This is a genomic window from Klebsiella sp. ME-303 (assembly GCF_007910085.1).
In the GTDB taxonomy this organism is placed as follows: Bacteria; Pseudomonadota; Gammaproteobacteria; order Enterobacterales; family Enterobacteriaceae; genus Klebsiella; species Klebsiella michiganensis.
This window is the reverse complement of the sequence record NZ_VOJB01000057.1, coordinates 116528-136284: the sequence shown is the minus strand read 5'-3', so window position 1 is coordinate 136284 and position 19757 is coordinate 116528. Positions and strand designations below refer to the sequence as shown.

10 protein-coding genes and 2 other RNA genes (1 of these 12 cut by a window edge) are annotated in these 19757 nt (G+C 60.5%); 8 read left to right on the top strand and 4 right to left on the bottom strand.

From position 1 onward, the window contains the following. Position 1 precedes the first annotated feature (1 nt). From nirB to FQK12_RS04040, 3 genes are all read left to right on the top strand, one after another. Positions 2-4072: a nitrite reductase large subunit NirB gene (nirB, locus tag FQK12_RS04050; RefSeq protein WP_077251507.1), complete on the top strand. Its 4071-nt coding sequence runs from the start codon at positions 2-4 to the stop codon at positions 4070-4072. Beyond that, positions 4072-6672 carry a nitrate reductase gene (locus FQK12_RS04045; RefSeq protein WP_014229749.1) on the top strand — a complete coding sequence of 867 codons (2601 nt, stop codon included), beginning with the start codon at positions 4072-4074 and terminating at the stop codon, positions 6670-6672. Before nirB ends, FQK12_RS04045 begins: the two co-directional genes overlap by 1 nt. A gap of 102 nt (positions 6673-6774) precedes the next feature. Continuing rightward, positions 6775-8154 carry a YchO/YchP family invasin gene (locus tag FQK12_RS04040; protein ID WP_014838758.1) on the top strand — a complete coding sequence of 460 codons (1380 nt, stop codon included), beginning with the start codon at positions 6775-6777 and terminating at the stop codon, positions 8152-8154. Here the strand turns inward: FQK12_RS04040 and narL are convergent. Next, positions 8151-8801: a two-component system response regulator NarL gene (gene narL, locus FQK12_RS04035; protein ID WP_004103129.1), complete on the bottom strand. Its 651-nt coding sequence runs from the start codon at positions 8799-8801 to the stop codon at positions 8151-8153. The two genes, FQK12_RS04040 and narL, sit on opposite strands and share 4 nt — an antisense overlap. 10 nt (positions 8802-8811) lie before the next feature. Next, complete coding sequence (gene narX / locus FQK12_RS04030; RefSeq protein WP_014229747.1) at positions 8812-10590, bottom strand: nitrate/nitrite two-component system sensor histidine kinase NarX; 1779 nt, start codon at positions 10588-10590, stop codon at positions 8812-8814. A 311-nt stretch (positions 10591-10901) separates the two neighbouring features. Between narX and FQK12_RS04025 the strand changes: the two genes are divergently transcribed. The 5 genes from FQK12_RS04025 (at position 10902) to narI (ending at position 19346) form a co-directional block, all read left to right on the top strand. Then, positions 10902-12290, top strand: a complete 1389-nt coding sequence (locus tag FQK12_RS04025; protein WP_014229746.1) for a NarK family nitrate/nitrite MFS transporter — start codon at positions 10902-10904, stop codon at positions 12288-12290. A 396-nt stretch (positions 12291-12686) separates the two neighbouring features. After that, a complete protein-coding gene (locus tag FQK12_RS04020) occupies positions 12687-16430 on the top strand; it encodes a nitrate reductase subunit alpha (protein WP_014229745.1) in 3744 nt (1247 codons plus the stop codon). After that, positions 16427-17962: a nitrate reductase subunit beta gene (gene narH, locus FQK12_RS04015; protein WP_014229744.1), complete on the top strand. Its 1536-nt coding sequence runs from the start codon at positions 16427-16429 to the stop codon at positions 17960-17962. Before FQK12_RS04020 ends, narH begins: the two co-directional genes overlap by 4 nt. Next, the gene (gene narJ / locus FQK12_RS04010) at positions 17959-18669 is read left to right on the top strand and encodes a nitrate reductase molybdenum cofactor assembly chaperone (RefSeq protein ID WP_014229743.1); all 711 of its coding nucleotides are present in this window, start codon (positions 17959-17961) and stop codon (positions 18667-18669) included. Before narH ends, narJ begins: the two co-directional genes overlap by 4 nt. After that, positions 18669-19346 carry a respiratory nitrate reductase subunit gamma gene (narI, locus tag FQK12_RS04005; RefSeq protein WP_014229742.1) on the top strand — a complete coding sequence of 226 codons (678 nt, stop codon included), beginning with the start codon at positions 18669-18671 and terminating at the stop codon, positions 19344-19346. Before narJ ends, narI begins: the two co-directional genes overlap by 1 nt. Before the next feature lie 169 nt (positions 19347-19515). Here the strand turns inward: narI and FQK12_RS04000 are convergent. Next, positions 19516-19646, bottom strand: a non-coding RNA gene (locus FQK12_RS04000) — RtT sRNA. A 44-nt stretch (positions 19647-19690) separates the two neighbouring features. Then, positions 19691-19757, bottom strand: a non-coding RNA gene (locus tag FQK12_RS03995) — RtT sRNA; it runs 124 nt beyond the window's last position.

The window sequence follows — 19757 nt, the reverse complement described above, 5'->3', positions numbered from 1 at the left end:
GATGAGGCGGCAACTGGTGATTATTGGCAACGGTATGGCGGCCACGCGCCTGGCGCAGGCGCTGGTGGAGCGCGATGCGCAGCGGTTTAGCATCACCCTCATCGGCGATGAGCCGTGCCAGGCCTATAACCGCATTCAGCTGTCGCCGGTGCTTGGCGCCGAAAAAGCGGCAAGCGAGACGCTGCTGCTGCCCGCGTCATGGTATCCGCGGCATAACGTGACGGTACGCGCCGGTGAAACGGTTACGGCGGTGGATATTGCGGCCCGTACGCTGCAAACCACCGCAGGCGAACTGGGCTGGGATGAGCTGGTGTTCGCCACCGGCTCACTGCCGTTTCTGCCGCCGCTGCCGGGCATCACCCAGCCGCACGTTTTTGCTTTCCGCACCCTGGCGGACGTTGAGGGCATCCTGGCCATCGACGGCCCGGCGGTGGTCATTGGCGGCGGCGTACTCGGCGTAGAGGCCGCCGCGGCGCTGCGGCGTCATGGTGACAGTGTCACTTTACTCCATCGCGGAAGCGGGCTGATGGAGCAGCAAATCGATGCTTTTGCCGGCGAGCAGCTGCAAATGCTGCTTGCCGAGCGCGGGATTCGCTGCGTGATGGAGAGCCGTATCGCCGCCATTGATGAACATCAGGTGCGGCTGGAGGACGGGCGCGCGTTTGCCGCCTCGCGGGTGGTGCTGGCGACCGGCGTGCAGCCGAACAAACGGCTGGCCGAGCGCAGCGGGCTGGCCTGCGCCCGCGGCATCCTCGTTGACCGCCAGCTGGCAACCGCGCAGCCGGGCGTCAGCGCCATCGGCGAGTGCTGTGAAATCGACGGTCAGACCTGGGGGCTGGTGGCGCCATGTCTGCGCCAGGCGGAGGTGCTGGCGGACCGCCTGTGCGCGACCCCTGGCGAGGATTTCAGCTGGCAGGACAGCGGCACTCGCCTGAAGGTCACCGGCATTGAGCTCTTCAGCGCCGGCGAGCTGCGGGCCGCCGAACAGGATGACGTATATACCAGCTGGGATCCGCTGGACCGCCACTACCGTCGCCTGCTGCTGCGCGACGGCAAGCTGCGCGGCGTACTGCTGCTGGGCGATTGCAGCAGCGCCGCGCCCCTCACCGCTCTGCTGGGGGCGCATGCGCCGGCGCCGGCAGAGTGGCTCTTCGATCCCTCTTCAACGATGCAGCCGCGCGCTGCGGGACATACTACGATGACAAAACCTGTATTAGTGCTGGTCGGACACGGTATGGTCGGCCACCATTTTCTTGAGCAATGCGTCGACCGTCACCTTCATCAACAGTATCGGATTGTGGTGTTCTGCGAGGAGCGCTATGCCGCTTACGACCGGGTTCATCTGACTGAATATTTCGCCGGACGCAGCGCGGAATCGCTGTCGCTGGTTGAGGGCGATTTTTTCGCTCAGCACGGTATTGAGCTGCGCCTGAGCGAATCGGTCGCCAGCATCGACCGCGAAGCGCGGGTGGTGCGCGATGCCTTCGGCCACGAAACCCACTGGGATAAGCTGGTGCTGGCGACGGGGTCTTACCCGTTTGTTCCGCCGGTGCCGGGTCATAATCTCGAGGGCTGTTTTGTTTATCGTACGCTAGACGACCTCGACCAGATTGCCGCCCGCGCCGCAACCGCCCGACGGGGTGTGGTGATCGGCGGCGGCCTGCTCGGGCTGGAAGCGGCCAACGCGCTGAAGCAGCTGGGGCTGGAAACTCACGTTGTCGAGTTTGCGCCGAACCTGATGGCGGTGCAGCTGGACAACGGCGGCGCTGCGATGCTGCGGGAAAAAATCAGCCAACTGGGTGTCGGGGTGCATACCAGCAAGGCGACGACGGAAATTGTTCGCAATGAGCAGGGGCTGCAGCTGAACTTCGCTGACGGCAGCTCGCTGGCGACTGATATGCTGGTATTCTCCGCAGGTATTCGCCCCCAGGACGCGCTGGCGCGCAGCGGCGGACTGAACGTAGGCGAACGCGGCGGCATATGCATCGACAACCAGTGCCGTACCTCCGACCCGGACGTACTGGCGATCGGCGAATGCGCCCTGTGGGAGAACAAAATTTATGGTCTGGTGGCGCCCGGCTATCAGATGGCGCGGGCCGCGGCGGCCACCCTGGCGGGTGAGGCGGGCTGCTTTAGCGGCGCGGATATGAGCACTAAGCTTAAGCTGCTGGGCGTCGATGTCGCCTCGTTCGGCGACGCCCAGGGGCGCACGCCGGGCTGTCAGAGCTATCAGTGGACTGATGGGCCGCAGCAGATCTACAAAAAAATCGTGGTCAGCGCGGAGGGCAAAAAACTGCTCGGCGGGGTGCTGGTCGGGGATGCCAGCGACTATGCCACGCTGCTACAGATGATGCTTAACGGGATGGCTTTACCCAAACACCCGGAAAGCCTGATCCTTCCGGCGCGTGAGGGCAGCGCGCCAAAAGCGCTCGGGGTAGCGGCGCTGCCGGACAGCGCGCAGATTTGCTCCTGTCACAACGTCAGCAAAGGCGATATCTGCCAGGCGGTGAGCGGCGGCGCGGGCGATATGGCGGCGATAAAAAGCTGCACTAAAGCGGCGACCGGCTGCGGCGGCTGTAGCGCGCTGGTGAAACAGGTGATGGAGTACCAGCTTGCCGGGCAGGGCGTTGAAGTCAAAAAGGATATCTGCGAGCATTTTCCGTGGTCGCGGCAGGAGATCTATCACCTGGTACGCGTCAACCATATCCGCACCTTCGAACAGCTGATTGCCCGCTATGGACACGGCCACGGCTGTGAAGTCTGTAAACCTCTGGTGGCCTCGGTGCTGGCCTCCTGCTGGAATGAATATCTGCTGAAGCCGGCGCATCTGCCGCTTCAGGACACCAATGATCGCTACTTCGCCAATATTCAGAAAGATGGCACCTATTCGGTGGTGCCGCGCATGGCGGCGGGAGAGGTGACGCCGGACGGGCTGATTGCGATCGGCCAGATCGCCAAACGCTATCAGCTATACAGTAAAGTGACCGGCGGCCAGCGTATCGACCTGTTCGGCGCGCGCCTGGAGCAGCTCCCGGCAATCTGGCGCGAGCTGGCCGAGGCGGGATTTGAAACCGGCCACGCCTACGGCAAATCCCTGCGGACGGTGAAATCCTGCGTCGGTTCGACCTGGTGCCGCTACGGCGTCCAGGATTCCACCGGCCTGGCGGTCACCCTCGAACATCGCTACAAGGGGCTGCGCGCGCCGCACAAAATTAAAATGGCCGTCTCCGGCTGTACCCGCGAATGCGCGGAAGCCCAGGGGAAAGATATTGGGGTTATCGCCACGGAGAAGGGCTGGAACCTGTACGTTTGCGGCAACGGCGGCATGAAGCCGCGCCATGCCGACCTGTTCGCCAGCGATCTTGATGAAGCCACCCTTATTCGCAGTATTGATCGGTTGCTGATGTTCTACATTCGTACCGCGGATCGCCTGCAGCGCACCAGTACCTGGATGGATAACCTTGAGGGCGGGGTCGACTATCTGCGCGACGTGATCCTCGAAGACAGCCTCGGCATCGGCGAAGAGCTGGAGCAGGAGATGGCGCGGGTGGTCGAGAGCTACCAGTGCGAATGGCAAACCACCCTTAACGATCCGCAGCGGCTGGCGCTGTTCCGCTCCTACGTGAACAGCGATGAGCCGGACGAAAGCGTACAGCGGCAAACCCTGCGCGGCCAGCCGCAGCTGGCCCCGTTCGCGGCGCAGGCCGAACCGGCGCTGCCGTCCCGCCCGTGGCAGGCCATTTGCGATCTCGACGCTATTCCACAGCAGGCGGGGATTGGCGCGAGGCTCGGCGAGCGGCAGATTGCGCTGTTCCGCTTCGGCGACCAGGTGTATGCCCTCGATAACCTCGAGCCGGGCAGCGACGCCAACGTTTTGTCGCGCGGCCTGCTTGGCGATGCGGGCGGCGAACCGATCGTGATTTCACCTCTGTATAAGCAGCGTATCCGCCTGCGCGATGGCCGCCAGTGCGACGGCGGCGAACTGGCGGTACGCGCCTGGCCGGTCAAAGTGGAGAACGGTAAAGTGTGGGTTGGCAACCAGCAGCTGCTGGCGCGCGCGGAGGCCTCCTGATGACGGAAACCAGGACCACGTGTCCCTATTGCGGAGTCGGCTGCGGCGTTATCGCCAGCCTGAATGCCGATGGCCAGGTTACCGTACGCGGGGATGAGCAGCACCCGGCAAACGTTGGCCGCCTGTGCGTGAAGGGGGCGGCGCTGGGCGAAACCGTCGGCCTGGCGGGAAGATTGCTCTTCCCGGAAGTCGACGGCGAGCGCGCAACCTGGACTCAGGCGCTGGCGGCGGCGGGTTCGCGCCTGCGGGAGGTTATCGACCGTCACGGGCCGCAGGCGGTGGCGTTTTATGCCTCCGGCCAGCTGCTGACCGAGGACTACTACGCGGCGAATAAGCTGATGAAGGGGTTTATCGGCGCGGCAAATATCGATACCAATTCGCGGCTGTGCATGTCTTCAGCGGTTACCGGCTACAAACGGGCGCTGGGCGCTGATGTGGTGCCGTGCAGCTATGAGGACGTGGAAAACAGCGATCTGGTGGTGCTGGTCGGGTCGAACGCCGCCTGGGCGCATCCGGTACTCTATCAGCGGCTGGCGCAGGCGAAGCGCGACAATCCGCAGATGCGGGTGGTGGTCATTGATCCCCGTAGGACCGCCACCTGCGATATCGCGGACCGGCATCTTGCGCTGGCTCCCGGCAGCGACGGCGGGCTGTTTGTCGGCCTGCTGAACGCCATTGCCGCCAGCGGCGCCATCAGCGGTGATTTCAGCGATGCGCCGCAGGCGCTGGCTATCGCCCGGAACTGGGACCTCGACAAAGTAGCGCAGTTCTGCGGCCTGCCGCGACAGCAGGTCGCCGATTTCTATAGCGAGTTTATCGCCGCTCCGCGCGCCATCACGCTCTATACCATGGGGATTAACCAATCCGCCAGCGGCAGCGATAAATGCAACGCTATCATCAACGTTCACCTGGCGAGCGGGAAATTTGGCCGCCCGGGCTGCGGGCCTTTTTCGCTGACCGGACAACCTAACGCCATGGGCGGGCGCGAGGTGGGTGGGCTGGCGACCATGCTGGCGGCGCATATGAATTTTGAAACCGATGATTTACGGCGTCTGGCGCGCTTCTGGGGGACCGAACGTCTGGCGCAAACGCCGGGGCTGACGGCGGTGGATCTGTTCGCCGCCATTGGCCGCGGCGAGGTGAAAGCGGTGTGGATTATGGGCACCAATCCGGTGGTGTCGCTGCCGGACAGCCATGCGGTAAGCGAAGCGCTGGCGGCCTGTCCGCTGGTCATCGTTTCCGACGTCGCCGCCGCTACCGATACCGGACGCTTTGCCCATATCCGCTTTCCCGCGCTGGCGTGGGGGGAGAAGAGCGGCACGGTAACCAACTCCGAACGGCGGATCTCACGCCAGCGCGCTTTCATGCCGCCGCCGGGGGAGGCCAGAGCCGACTGGTGGATCGTCGCCCGCGTGGCCCAGGCGCTGGGCTTCGGCTCCGCCTTTGCCTGGCAGCATCCGCACGAGGTGTTCAGCGAACACGCCGCGCTTTCAGGATATGAAAACGATGGCCAGCGGGCGTTTGACATCGGCGGACTGGCGGATCTCAGCCGCGAAGCGTGGGATGCGCTGGAGCCGGTGCGCTGGCCGGTGAGCCGCAGTCATGCAAGCTGGGGTTTGCTCAAGGGGTGGCACCGCAGCGGCAAACTGCGCATGGTCCCGGTGACCCCACAGCCCACTCGGGCGGTCACCGATGCGTTCTATCCGCTGATCCTCAACAGCGGGCGGATCCGCGATCAGTGGCACACCATGACCCGCACCGGCGCGGTGCCGCGTCTGATGCAGCATATTAGCGAACCGGTGGTGGAAGTCGCGCCAGCGGACGCGACGCGCTATCAGCTGCTGGAAGGTGAACTGGCGCGGGTCCGCTCACCGAATGGGGTGATGGTAGCAAAAGTGACAATCAGCGCTGGCCAGCGTCCCGGGTCGCTGTTTGTGCCGATGCACTGGAATGATCAGTATGCTCGCCAGGGACGGGTGAATAACCTGCTGAGGGCGGTCACCGACCCGCACTCCGGGCAGCCGGAAAGTAAACAGGCGGCGGTAGCGATAGCCGCCTGGCTGCCGGCGTGGAAAGGCGAGCTTTTTGCTCGCCAGCCGGTTCCGCTCCCCGCCTCGCTGCACTGGCGGCGGCGGGCGGCGCAGGGCGTTATCCATCTTTCGCTGGCGGGGGATACCCGCTCCCGCGACTGGCTTGTGGGCTGGTGTCAGCGGCAGGGATGGCAGATGCAGGTAGCCGAAGGCGGCAACGTCTGGAACCTGCTGGCGTGGCAGGGGGGAGAGCTGATGCTCGGCTGGTGGAGCGACGCCAGCGAGCCGGCTATCGATGCCGAGTGGATTCACGCCGCGTTTCGCACCCCGCCGCAGAACGCCGCCCGGCGCCATGCACTATTGAGCGGCAGAAAAGGCGGCGATGAGATGCCGCGCGGGCGCATTATCTGCAGCTGCTTTAGCGTGGGCGAACGGGCGATAGGCGAAGCGATTGCCAGCGGCTGCCGTACGCCTGCCGCGCTGGGGGCGAAACTCAAATGCGGCACCAACTGCGGTTCCTGTCTCCCGGAGCTTAAGGCGCTGCTGGCGGCGAAGCAGGTTGAGGCCTGAGATTCAGCATATTCCTGGAATCGCGCGAGAGGCTGCGAGGGCGGGGAAAAAACGATAAACTTAGGTTTTGCCGCCACCACTTCGTGAGTAGACGTAACCGATTTGAGCTCTTTGTCGTTCCGCATAACCCCGTATTTACCGCTTCTCCTGCTGCTGGCAGGCGCGCCCGCCCGCGCGCTGCAGGATAATCAGGCGTTCTCCGGCGCGCCTGAGAGCTTACCCGACCTCGGCCTGGCGCCGCAGGTCGACGACGACGCAAAGCACTTTGCCGAGATGGCGAAGAAATTTGGCGAAGCCAGTATGAGCGATAACGGGCTGACAACCAGCGAACAGGCGCGAGTATTTGCCATCGGTAAACTGGGGAACGAGGTCAGCCACCAGCTGGAGAGCTGGCTTTCGCCGTGGGGCAACGCCAACGTCGATCTGCTGGTGGATAAAGAGGGCAATTTTACCGGCAGCAAAGGGAGCTGGTTTGTCCCTCTGCAGGATAACGGCGACTACCTTACCTGGAATCAGTACTCGGTCACCCAGCGGGATACGGGTCTGGTCGGCAATATTGGTCTCGGCCAGCGCTGGCGGATGGGCTCCTGGCTGCTGGGCTACAACTCTTTCTACGATAAAGCCCTGGACGATCGGATGGCGCGCGGCAGCGTCGGGGCCGAAGCCTGGGGCGAGTCGCTGCGCCTGTCGGCGAACTACTACCAGCCGCTCGGCGGCTGGCAGCAGGGGAGTAGCCTGACCCAGCAGCAGCGTATGGCGAGCGGCTACGATGTGACCGCCCAGGCGCGGCTGCCGTTTTATCAGCACATTAATACCAGCGTCAGCGTGGAGCAGTATTTTGGCGATAGCGTCGATCTGTTCCATTCGGGTACCGGCTACCATAACCCGGTCGCGGTGTCGGTGGGGCTGAATTACACTCCCGTTCCGCTGGTGACGGTCACGGCGAAGCATAAGCAGGGCGAGAGCGGCGTCAGCCAAAATGATGTCGGGCTGAAGCTGAACTATCGCTTCGGCGTCCCGCTGAAGCAGCAGCTGGCGGCCGATGAAGTCGCCGTTAGCCGATCGCTTCGCGGCAGCCGCTACGACAGCCCGGAACGGGATAACCTGCCGGTCGTTGAATATCGCCAGCGTAAAACGCTGTCGGTTTATCTGGCGACGCCGCCCTGGGATCTTCAGCCGGGGGAGACGGTGCAGCTGAAACTGCAGATTCGCAGCCTGCACGGCATTAAGTCGCTGAGCTGGCAGGGGGACACCCAGGCGCTAAGCCTGACATCGCCAATTGAGGCGAACAGTACGGACGGCTGGACCGTGATTATGCCGCGCTGGAGCAGCGAAGCCGGGGCGAGCAACCGCTGGCATCTTTCGCTGGTGGTGGAGGATAAAACGGGTCAGCGCGTCTCATCCAATGAGATCGCACTGGCGCTGACTGAGCCGTTGGTACGGGTACCGGCCGAGGGCGTGTCGTGGCAGCATCTGCCCTAAAATACGCGCTCCTGATGGACCCAAACCGCCGCTTCCACGCGCGATTTCAGCTTCATTTTCTTGAGCATATGCTTGACGTGGACTTTGACGGTACTTTCGGTGATATCCAGACGGCGGGCGATCATTTTGTTCGGCAGGCCCTGGGCAATCAGCTTGAGAATATCGCGCTCGCGCGGGGTTAGCTGGCTGATGTCGCGGTCCGAGGTGGCGCGATTAGCGCGCAGGCTGGCAGCCAGCACCGGGGTTAACGCTTCGCTGAGCACCATTTCGCCTGCTGCGGCCTGCTGCAGCGCCTTCAGCAGATCTTCCGGTTCCATATCCTTCAGCAGGTAGCCGTCGGCGCCGCGTTTCAGGGCGGTCACCACATCTTCTTCATGATTGGAAACGCTAAATACCACCACGCGGCCGGAAAGCGACTTTTCGCGCAGCTTGTCGAGGGTTTCCAGACCGTTCATGCCCGGCATATTGAGATCCAGCAGAATCAAATCGGGATCTAATGATTCCGCCATCGCAATCCCTTGCTCGCCGTTGCTGGCTTCGCCGATAACCTGGATGTCCGGGGCCATGCTGATCAGCTGTTTGACGCCGGTGCGCAGCATCGGGTGATCGTCGATGAGAAGGATGGTTGCCCGTTCCTGTTGACTCATGAAGTTCTCCTTATTGGATTGAAAACGATTTTTCAGGGATAAAAGTGACCACCACTTCGGTACCGCCGGTTTCCCGACGCCGAACCTGACAGTCCCCGCGCAGGCTCTGCGCGCGATCGCGCATGATAATCAAGCCGTAGTGGTTGCTGCGCTCCGCATGGTCCGGCACGCCGCGACCGTTATCGGCCACCGTTAGCCGGACCTGATTGTCCCGCAACGCCACGGTAACGCTGACGTCGGTGGCATTGGCGTGCTTCAGCGCGTTGCTGAGCGCTTCCCGGGCGATTTGCAGCAGATGAATGGCCTGATGCGATGGAACAAAACGCGGCGGCAGCTGATAATCCAGGCGTACCGTGAAACCGAAGTGGGCGCTGTATTCCCGGCAGCTGGCCTCCAGCGCCGGGCGCAGCCCCGGTTCGGTGAGCTGTAGCCGGAAGGTTGTCAGCAGTTCGCGCAGCTGGGCCCAGGAGGTATTGAGTTCATTACGGATTTGCCCCAGCAGCTGGCGGCTCGCTTCCGGCAGATCGTCGCCCTGCATCTGCAGGCAGCTAACCTGCATTTTCATACAGGAGAGCGACTGGGCGATGGAGTCGTGGAGCTCGCGGGCGATAGTGGCGCGCTCCTCCATCACGATAAGCTGCTGCTGGCGCTCCTGATGGCGATCGAGGGCGAGGGTGCCGGTGAGTTGTTCAACCAGCGTATCCACCAGCTGCTGCTGATCGTGGCTCAGATGCCGCCCGGCGGGCAGGGTGGCCAGCAAAATACCGTACTGATTATGGGCATCCGACAGCCGCCATTTTAAGGTGGTGCCGGTATCCGGCAGCGGCGGCAGATCGCGCGGACACAGATAGCAGCCTCTGTCGTCGCACTGAATATCGGAGTGGCAGGAAAACTCCTGATGGTTGTCTTCATCTTCCATATCGTAAACGCGAACTTCAATATCGCGCAGCAGGGTTAGCCCCTGTAACCCGTTAAGAACGGGCGAAATGCGCTCGCAGAGCGGCGCGTTCGAGTGCAGTCGGCGGTTGGCCTGCCACAGGAAGGCGAGGATCTCGTTTTTCTGCTCCAGACCGGCGGTTTTTTCCTGCACCCGGCGTTCAAGCACCGAATAGCTCTCCGCCAGCTCTTCAGACATATTGTTCAGCGCCATACCGAGCGTCGCCATCTCGTTGCGTCCGCTAATCTGCGCGCGCTGGGTAAAATCGCGACGGCTCACCGCTCGGGCCATGCCGAGCAGCTGTTTCCACGGGCGTAGCAGGCGGGCGCGCAGCCAGACGATGGTAAACACCAGCAGCAGCGCCATCCCCACGGCCATGATGCGCTGGATCCAGACCACGTGTTTAATCCGCTCCTCAGTGGTGTGATCGAAAGCGGTCACCAGCTGGTCGATGCGATCGACAAAGCCGGCGACATCCGTCGCGACCGAGGCCTGATTTTGCGCCCTGCGCATCCCCGGCGCCAGCTCCAGCTGCCAGTAGTGCTGTAACGCCTGAAGCTGGCGCTGCTGATCGTCATGGCGAGCGGCGTACTGCAGTTCCGGGCTAAAAACGGTTGCCGTCATTTCATCGAGCAGCTTTTGATCGCTTTCGCCCAGCGGTACTGCCGCCAGCAGGCGGTAGCTCTGCATGCGCAGCGAGCCGGCTTTGTTAATCGCATGCGCGCTGCCCTGAACGCCGTGCACCAGGCGAGAAGAGATCGCCATTCCGGCGACGCCGATGACCGTGGCTAACAGAACGATTAACGCGAGTTGATTAACCAGCGTTAGCGGCGTAAAAAGACGTTTCAACATGGGGTATGAGGCTCCTGACCGGCAAATCATCCGGGAGTGGCGCTTATTCTCGGACATCCCCTGGAGTATACCCATACCCCTAAAGGATTACCCCTTAATTGTCAGGGTGTGATGGATTGGTGGCAGACGTTCGGGCAATGCCAGCACTGACGTGAAAAACCACACTTTTTTACGCAGAAATAGCTACTCACTTCGGGTGATGCGTTTTTTTTAGCCAAATTAGCGCCAACTTTTCCTTTGATTTATATCAACTTACCGCCGCCTGTAACCCATAAGGTAGCCAGGGTTAATATGAATTATTAGAGGTGTCTATGAGTCACTCTTCAATCCCGGAGAAGACTAACAGTTCAGTCATTAGCGACTGGCGTCCCGAAGATCCTGAATTCTGGCAGCAGCGCGGTCATCGCGTCGCCAGCCGCAATCTGTGGATCTCCGTTCCGTGTCTTTTGCTGGCATTCTGCGTCTGGATGTTGTTCAGCGCCGTTGCCGTCAACCTGAATAAAGTCGGCTTTCAGTTTACCACCGACCAGTTGTTTATGCTGACCGCGCTCCCGGCGCTCTCCGGCGCGCTGCTGCGCGTGCCTTACGCGTTTATGGTACCGCTGTTCGGCGGACGTCGCTGGACCGCGTTCAGTACCGGGATCATGATCGTGCCCTGCGTCTGGTTAGGCTTCGCGGTACAGGATACCTCTACGCCCTTCAGCGTTTTCGTGATTATTTCTCTGCTCTGCGGTTTTGCGGGGGCGAACTTTGCTTCCAGTATGGCTAACATCAGCTTCTTCTTTCCGAAGCAGAAGCAGGGCGGCGCGCTGGGCATCAACGGCGGCCTCGGGAACATGGGCGTCAGCGTAATGCAGCTGGTTGCCCCTCTGGTGGTTTCGCTGTCGATCTTCGCCGTCTTTGGCGGTACCGGCAGCGAGCAGCCGGACGGTTCCATGCTGTATCTGGAAAACGCGGCGTGGATCTGGGTGCCGTTCCTGATTATCTTCACCCTGGCGGCGTGGTTCTTTATGAACGATCTGTCGGCGTCGAAGGCGTCGCTGAGCGAGCAGCTACCGGTACTGAAGCGCGCCCATCTGTGGATTATGGCGCTGCTCTATCTTGCCACCTTCGGCTCGTTTATCGGCTTCTCGGCGGGCTTCGCCATGCTGTCGAAGACCCAGTTTCCGGATGTGCAGATTCTGCACTATGCGTTCTTCGGGCCGTTTATCGGCGCCCTGGCGCGCTCGACCGGCGGGGCGATCTCCGACCGCCTCGGCGGGACTCGCGTGACGCTGGTGAACTTCGTGGTTATGGCTATCTTCTGCGGCCTGCTGTTCCTGACGCTGCCGACCCACGGCGAGGGCGGCAACTTTATTGCCTTCTTCGCGGTATTTATGGTGCTGTTCCTGACCGCCGGTCTGGGCAGCGCGTCTACCTTCCAGATGATCTCGGTTATCTTCCGCAAAATGACCATGGATCGCGTTAAGGCGCAGGGCGGCAGCGAAGCGCAGGCCATGCGTGAAGCGGCGACCGATACGGCGGCGGCGCTGGGCTTTATTTCGGCGATTGGCGCGATTGGCGGCTTCTTTATTCCAAAAGCGTTTGGTATTTCGCTGGATTTAACCGGCTCACCGGCCGGCGCCATGAAGGTCTTCCTGGTGTTCTATATCGCCTGCGTGGTGATTACCTGGGCAGTCTACGGACGCAAGCAGAAATAATATTTCTTTCTGAGTTTCTGCAAAGGGCGCAACGGTATTTGCGCCCTTTTTAGTATTTATTTCTTAGTTACAACATACTAATGGTGTGGGGTAATTTTAAAAGCCGCCTGAAGTCACAGAAAAAATGACTTAAGGGGTATCTACCCCTTAATACCATGGCGAATCGCTAATCCTTATTTTCTGCAGGCTTTTATGAAAAATATCTTTGTTAATCAATAAAATAAAAAATAGAAATAAATACCACTTTGGTGGTAATTACTGTGTTAACCCGTTTTTATAAGCCATATCGTCTTGATCGTTATCAATTCTCTCCCTCTTTCATAGCGTTACCTTCGCTGCAAATCCAGCAATGTCGATTTATCAGAGAGCCGTCAGGCTCCACACAGGAGAGACCCGATGAGTAAATTCCTGGACCGGTTTCGCTACTTCAAACAGAAGGGTGAAACCTTTGCCGATGGGCACGGCCAGCTTCTAAAAACCAACCGGGACTGGGAGGATGGATACCGTCAACGTTGGCAGCACGATAAAGTTGTGCGCTCCACCCACGGTGTCAACTGCACCGGTTCGTGCAGCTGGAAGATTTATGTCAAAAATGGCCTGGTCACCTGGGAAACCCAGCAGACCGACTATCCGCGCACCCGTCCGGATATGCCAAACCACGAGCCTCGCGGCTGCCCGCGCGGCGCCAGCTACTCCTGGTATCTTTACAGCGCCAACCGCCTGAAGTATCCGCTGATGCGCAAACGCCTGATGAAAATGTGGCGTGAAGCGAAAGTTCAGCACAGCGATCCGGTGGATGCCTGGGCCTCTATTATTGAAGACGCCGACAAAGCGAAAAGCTTTAAGCAGGCGCGCGGCCGCGGCGGTTTCGTGCGTTCGTCCTGGCAGGAAGTGAACGAGCTGATTGCCGCCTCTAACGTCTACACCGTCAAAACCTACGGCCCGGACCGCGTGGCGGGCTTCTCGCCTATTCCGGCGATGTCGATGGTCTCCTATGCCTCCGGCGCGCGCTATCTGTCGCTGATCGGCGGCACCTGCCTGAGCTTCTACGACTGGTACTGCGACCTGCCGCCTGCGTCACCGCAGACCTGGGGCGAGCAGACCGACGTGCCGGAATCCGCCGACTGGTATAACTCCAGCTATATTATCGCCTGGGGATCCAACGTACCGCAGACCCGTACCCCGGATGCCCACTTCTTTACCGAAGTGCGCTACAAAGGTACCAAAACCGTTGCCATCACCCCCGACTACGCCGAAATCGCCAAGCTCTGCGATCTGTGGCTGGCGCCGAAGCAGGGTACCGATGCGGCGATGGCGCTGGCGATGGGCCACGTCATGCTGCGCGAGTTCCATCTCGACAAACCGAGCCAGTATTTCACCGATTACGTGCGCCGCTACACCGACATGCCGATGCTGGTGATGCTCGAAGAGCGCGATGGCTATTACGCCGCGGGCCGCATGCTGCGCGCGGCTGATCTGGTGGACGCATTAGGTCAGGAAACGAATCCGGAATGGAAAACCGTCGCCTTTGATGAGAAGGGCGAAATCACCGTACCGAACGGCTCTATCGGCTTCCGCTGGGGCGACAAAGGCAAGTGGAATCTGGAACAGCGCGACGGCAAAACCGGTGAAGACGTTGAGCTGCGCCTGAGCCTGCTGGGCGGCCACGACGATATCGCCAACGTCGGCTTCCCGTATTTTGGCGGCGAAGGCACCGAGCACTTTAATAAAGTCGAGCTGGAAAACGTGCTGCTGCACAAACTGCCGGTCAAACGCCTGCAGAAGGCCGATGGCTCTAGCGTGCTGGTCACCACCGTCTACGACCTGACCATGGCGAACTACGGTCTGGATCGCGGTCTTGGCGATGAAAACTGCGCCAGCAGCTACGACGACGTCAAAGCGTATACCCCGGCATGGGCGGAGAAAATCACCGGCGTTTCCCGGGCGCACATTATCCGTACCGCGCGGGAGTTTGCCGATAACGCCGATAAGACCCACGGCCGTTCGATGATCATTGTCGGCGCCGGTCTGAACCACTGGTTCCACCTCGATATGAACTATCGCGGTCTTATCAATATGCTGATCTTCTGCGGCTGCGTCGGTCAGAGCGGCGGCGGCTGGGCGCACTATGTCGGCCAGGAAAAACTGCGTCCGCAGACCGGATGGCAGCCGCTGGCGTTTGCTCTCGACTGGCAGCGTCCGGCGCGCCATATGAACAGCACGTCGTACTTCTATAACCACTCCAGCCAGTGGCGCTATGAAACCGTAACCGCGCAGGAACTGCTGTCGCCGTTAGCGGATAAATCCCGCTACAGCGGCCACCTGATTGATTTCAACGTGCGCGCCGAGCGTATGGGCTGGCTGCCGTCGGCGCCGCAGTTGGGCACCAACCCGCTGCGCATCGCGGAAGAGGCGAAGAAAGCGGGCATGACGCCGGTCGATTACACCGTCAAATCCCTGAAAGAGGGTTCCATTCGCTTTGCCGCAGAGCAGCCGGAAAACGGTAAAAACCATCCGCGCAACCTGTTTATCTGGCGTTCTAACCTGCTGGGCTCTTCCGGTAAGGGCCACGAGTACATGCTGAAGTACCTGCTGGGTACGGAAAACGGTATTCAGGGCAAAGATCTCGGTAAGCAGGGCGGCGTGAAGCCGGAAGAAGTGGAGTGGAAAGACAACGGTCTCGACGGCAAGCTGGATCTGGTGGTGACACTCGATTTCCGTCTGTCGAGCACCTGCCTCTATTCCGACATCGTGCTGCCGACCGCCACCTGGTATGAAAAAGACGACATGAATACCTCGGATATGCATCCGTTTATTCATCCGCTGTCAGCCGCCGTCGACCCGGCCTGGGAATCGAAAAGCGACTGGGATATCTACAAAGATATCGCGAAGAAATTCTCTGAAGTCTGCGTGGGGCACCTCGGCAAAGAGACCGACGTGGTGACGCTGCCTATCCAGCACGACTCCGCCGCCGAACTGGCGCAGCCGCTGGACGTTAAGGACTGGAAAAAAGGCGAATGTGACCTGATTCCTGGGAAAACCGCGCCGCATATTCTGACCGTCGAGCGCGATTATCCGGCGACATACGAACGCTTCACTTCTATCGGCCCGCTGATGGAGAAAATCGGCAACGGCGGTAAAGGCATCGCCTGGAATACCCAGAGCGAAATGGATCTGCTGCGCAAGCTCAACTACACCAAAGCGGACGGCCCGGCGAAAGGCCAGCCGATGCTTAACACCGCGATTGATGCGGCAGAGATGATCCTGACCCTGGCGCCGGAGACCAACGGCCACGTGGCGGTGAAAGCCTGGGCGGCGCTCAGCGAATTTACCGGTCGCGACCATACGCACCTGGCGACGAATAAAGAAGAGGAAAAAATCCGCTTCCGCGATATTCAGGCCCAGCCGCGCAAAATTATCTCCAGCCCGACCTGGTCCGGACTCGAAGATGAGCACGTTTCCTATAACGCCGGCTACACCAACGTTCACGAACTGATCCCGTGGCGTACGCTTTCCGGCCGCCAGCAGCTGTATCAGGATCACCAGTGGATGCGCGATTTCGGCGAAAGCCTGCTGGTCTATCGTCCGCCAATTGATACCCGTTCGGTGAAAACGGTGATGGGGGCGAAATCCAACGGCAACCCGGAGAAGGCGTTGAACTTCCTGACGCCGCACCAGAAGTGGGGTATCCACTCCACCTACAGCGACAACCTGCTGATGCTGACGCTGTCGCGCGGCGGCCCGATTGTGTGGATGAGCGAAGCGGACGCCAAAGATCTGGGGATTGAGGATAACGACTGGATCGAGGTGTTCAACAGCAACGGCGCGCTGACCGCCCGCGCGGTGGTCAGCCAGCGCGTGCCGGCCGGGATGACCATGATGTACCACGCCCAGGAGCGTATCGTAAACCTGCCGGGTTCCGAGATCACCGAGCAGCGCGGCGGGATCCACAACTCCGTGACCCGTATTACGCCGAAGCCGACCCATATGATCGGCGGCTATGCCCAGCTGGCCTACGGCTTTAACTACTACGGCACGGTAGGGTCGAACCGCGATGAGTTCGTGGTGGTACGTAAGATGAAGAATATTAACTGGTTAGATGGCGAAGGTAACGACCAGGTACAGGAGAGCGTAAAATGAAAATTCGTTCACAAGTCGGCATGGTGCTGAATCTCGATAAGTGCATCGGCTGCCATACCTGCTCGGTCACCTGTAAAAACGTCTGGACCAGCCGCGAGGGTATGGAGTACGCGTGGTTCAACAACGTTGAAAGTAAGCCGGGCGTCGGTTTCCCGAACGACTGGGAGAATCAGGAGAAGTGGAAGGGCGGCTGGATCCGTAAGATCAACGGCAAGCTACAGCCGCGCATGGGCAACCGCGCGATGCTGCTCGGTAAAATCTTTGCTAACCCGCATCTGCCGGGCATCGACGACTACTACGAGCCGTTTGACTACGACTACCAGAACCTGCACAACGCGCCGGAAAGCAAACACCAGCCGATCGCCCGCCCGCGCTCGCTGATCACCGGCCAGCGGATGGAAAAAATCACCAGCGGTCCAAACTGGGAAGAAATTCTGGGCGGCGAGTTCGAGAAACGCGCCAAAGACCAGAACTTTGAGAACATGCAGAAGGCGATGTACGGCCAGTTCGAAAACACCTTCATGATGTATCTGCCGCGCCTGTGCGAGCACTGCCTGAACCCGGCGTGCGTGGCGACCTGCCCGAGCGGCGCCATCTACAAACGTGAAGAAGACGGCATCGTACTGATCGACCAGGACAAGTGCCGCGGCTGGCGTATGTGCATCACCGGCTGTCCGTACAAGAAAATCTACTTCAACTGGAAGAGCGGGAAATCGGAGAAGTGCATCTTCTGCTACCCGCGTATCGAATCCGGGATGCCGACCGTTTGCTCGGAAACCTGCGTGGGGCGTATTCGCTACCTCGGCGTGCTGCTGTACGACGCGGACGCCATTGAAAATGCCGCCAGCACGGAGAATGAGAAAGACCTGTATCAGCGTCAGCTGGACGTATTCCTCAACCCGAACGACCCGAAAGTGATTGAGCAAGCGCTGAAAGACGGCGTGCCGCAGGGCGTTATCGACGCTGCCCAGCAGTCGCCGGTGTACAAAATGGCGATGGACTGGAAGCTGGCGCTGCCGCTGCATCCGGAATATCGCACCCTGCCGATGGTCTGGTACGTGCCGCCGCTGTCGCCGATTCAGTCGGCCGCCGACGCAGGGGAACTGGGCAGCAACGGTATTCTGCCGGACGTGGAAAGCCTGCGTATCCCGGTTCAGTATCTGGCCAACCTGCTGACCGCGGGCGATACCCAGCCGGTACTGCTGGCGCTGAAACGCATGCTGGCGATGCGCCACTTCAAACGCGCGGAAACCGTCGACGGCGTACTGGATACCCGGGCGCTGGAAGAGGTAGGCCTCACTGAGGCGCAGGCGCAGGAGATGTATCGCTATCTGGCTATTGCTAACTACGAAGACCGTTTCGTGGTGCCGAGCAGCCACCGCGAGCAGGCCCGCGACGCCTTCCCTGAGAAAAACGGTTGCGGCTTTACCTTCGGCGACGGCTGCCACGGTTCTGACAGCCAGTTCAATCTGTTTAACAGCCGCCGTATCGATGCTATCGACGTCACCAGCAAAACGGAGCCGCACCCATGATTGAACTCGTCATTGTGTCGCGCCTTCTCGAGTACCCTGACGCTGCCTTATGGCAGCATCAGCAGGAGCTGTTTGACGCTATCGCCGCTTCGGAAAAGCTCGCGCCGGAGGATGCCCATAAGCTGAGCGTTTTCCTGCGTGACCTGACCGCTCAGGATGTGCTGGACGCGCAGTCTCGCTACAGCGAACTGTTCGATCGCGGCCGCGCGACCTCGCTGCTGCTGTTTGAGCACGTGCACGGCGAATCCCGCGATCGCGGCCAGGCGATGGTTGACCTGATGGCGCAGTATGAACGCCACGGTCTGCAGCTGGATAGCCGCGAATTGCCGGATCATCTCCCGCTGTACCTGGAGTATCTGGCGCAGCTGCCGGAAGCGGAAGCGCTCGGCGGATTGCAGGACGTCGCGCCGATTCTCGGCCTGCTCAGCGCTCGCCTGCAGCAGCGCGAGAGCGGCTACGCGGCGCTGTTTGAGCTGCTGCTCAAGCTGGCTAACGCGCAGGTCGATAGCCAGAAAGTGGCGGAAAAAATCGCCGATGAAGCCCGCGACGATACGCCGCAGGCGCTGGACGCCGTCTGGGAAGAAGAACAGGTGAAATTCTTTGCCGATCAGGGCTGCGGCGAGTCGGAGATCTCCGCTCACCAGCGTCGTTTTGCCGGAGCCGTTGCCCCGCAATATTTGAATATCTCTAACGGAGGACAGCAATAATGCACTTCCTGAATATGTTCTTCTTTGACATCTATCCGTATATCGCCGGTACGGTGTTCCTGGTGGGAAGCTGGCTGCGTTATGACTACGGGCAGTATACCTGGCGTGCGGCCTCCAGCCAGATGCTGGACCGTAAAGGGATGAATCTGGCTTCGAACCTGTTTCATATCGGGATTCTGGGGATCTTTGCCGGTCACTTTCTCGGTATGCTGACGCCGCACTGGATGTACGAATCCTTCCTGCCGGTCGACGTGAAGCAGAAGATGGCGATGATTGCGGGCGGCGCCTGCGGCGTGATGACGCTGGTGGGCGGTCTGCTGCTGCTGAAACGTCGTCTGCTGAGCCCGCGCGTGCGCGCCACCACCACCGGAGCGGATATTCTGATCCTCTCCCTGCTGATGGTGCAGTGCGCCCTGGGCCTGCTGACTATTCCGTTCTCCGCTCAGCATATGGACGGTAGCGAAATGATGAAGCTGGTCGGCTGGGCGCAGTCGGTGGTGACCTTCCACGGCGGAGCATCTTCGCACCTGGACGGCGTGGCGTTTATTTTCCGCGTGCACCTGGTGCTGGGCATGACGCTGTTTGTGCTGTTCCCGTTCTCCCGTCTGGTGCATATCTGGAGCGCGCCGGTGGAGTACCTGACGCGCAAATACCAGATTGTTCGCGCCCGTCGCTAATTCTATTTCGAGTAAAGCTAAACCCTGCTGCGGCAGGGTTTTTCATTTGTGCGGTCTGCTCCCGGCGGGGCACATATGGCAGAAATACAGAATCAGTTCTGGAGAAATAAAAGAGCTAACTAAGACGGTTTTGATAATTTGATTTTGCTGAGGTACTGCAGGGAAGTGATGGTGGTGGGGGAAGGATTACTCGGCGCGTTGCGCCTCGCCCTTCGGGTCGTTGCCTGCGGCAACGCTTTCTCGCTCCGCTCGAATCGAACCTTAGTCGAAGCTTCTCATCCTTCCCGCATGGGATGGATATGGGGCACTGAGCGAAGTGTGAATTCAATACGACATAGAAGTGATGGTGGTGGGGGAAGGATTACTCGGCGCGTTGCGCCTCGCCCTTCGGGTCGTTGCCTGCGGCAACGT

Coding starts and splice junctions, on each gene's coding strand:
- nirB (WP_077251507.1), top strand. CDS start 2: ATGAGGCGGCAACTGGTGATTATTGGCAACGGTATGGCGGCCACGCGC.
- FQK12_RS04045 (WP_014229749.1), top strand. CDS start 4,072: ATGACGGAAACCAGGACCACGTGTCCCTATTGCGGAGTCGGCTGCGGC.
- narL (WP_004103129.1), bottom strand. CDS start 8,801: ATGAGTCAACAGGAACGGGCAACCATCCTTCTCATCGACGATCACCCG.
- narX (WP_014229747.1), bottom strand. CDS start 10,590: ATGTTGAAACGTCTTTTTACGCCGCTAACGCTGGTTAATCAACTCGCG.
- FQK12_RS04025 (WP_014229746.1), top strand. CDS start 10,902: ATGAGTCACTCTTCAATCCCGGAGAAGACTAACAGTTCAGTCATTAGC.
- FQK12_RS04020 (WP_014229745.1), top strand. CDS start 12,687: ATGAGTAAATTCCTGGACCGGTTTCGCTACTTCAAACAGAAGGGTGAA.
- narH (WP_014229744.1), top strand. CDS start 16,427: ATGAAAATTCGTTCACAAGTCGGCATGGTGCTGAATCTCGATAAGTGC.
- narJ (WP_014229743.1), top strand. CDS start 17,959: ATGATTGAACTCGTCATTGTGTCGCGCCTTCTCGAGTACCCTGACGCT.
- narI (WP_014229742.1), top strand. CDS start 18,669: ATGCACTTCCTGAATATGTTCTTCTTTGACATCTATCCGTATATCGCC.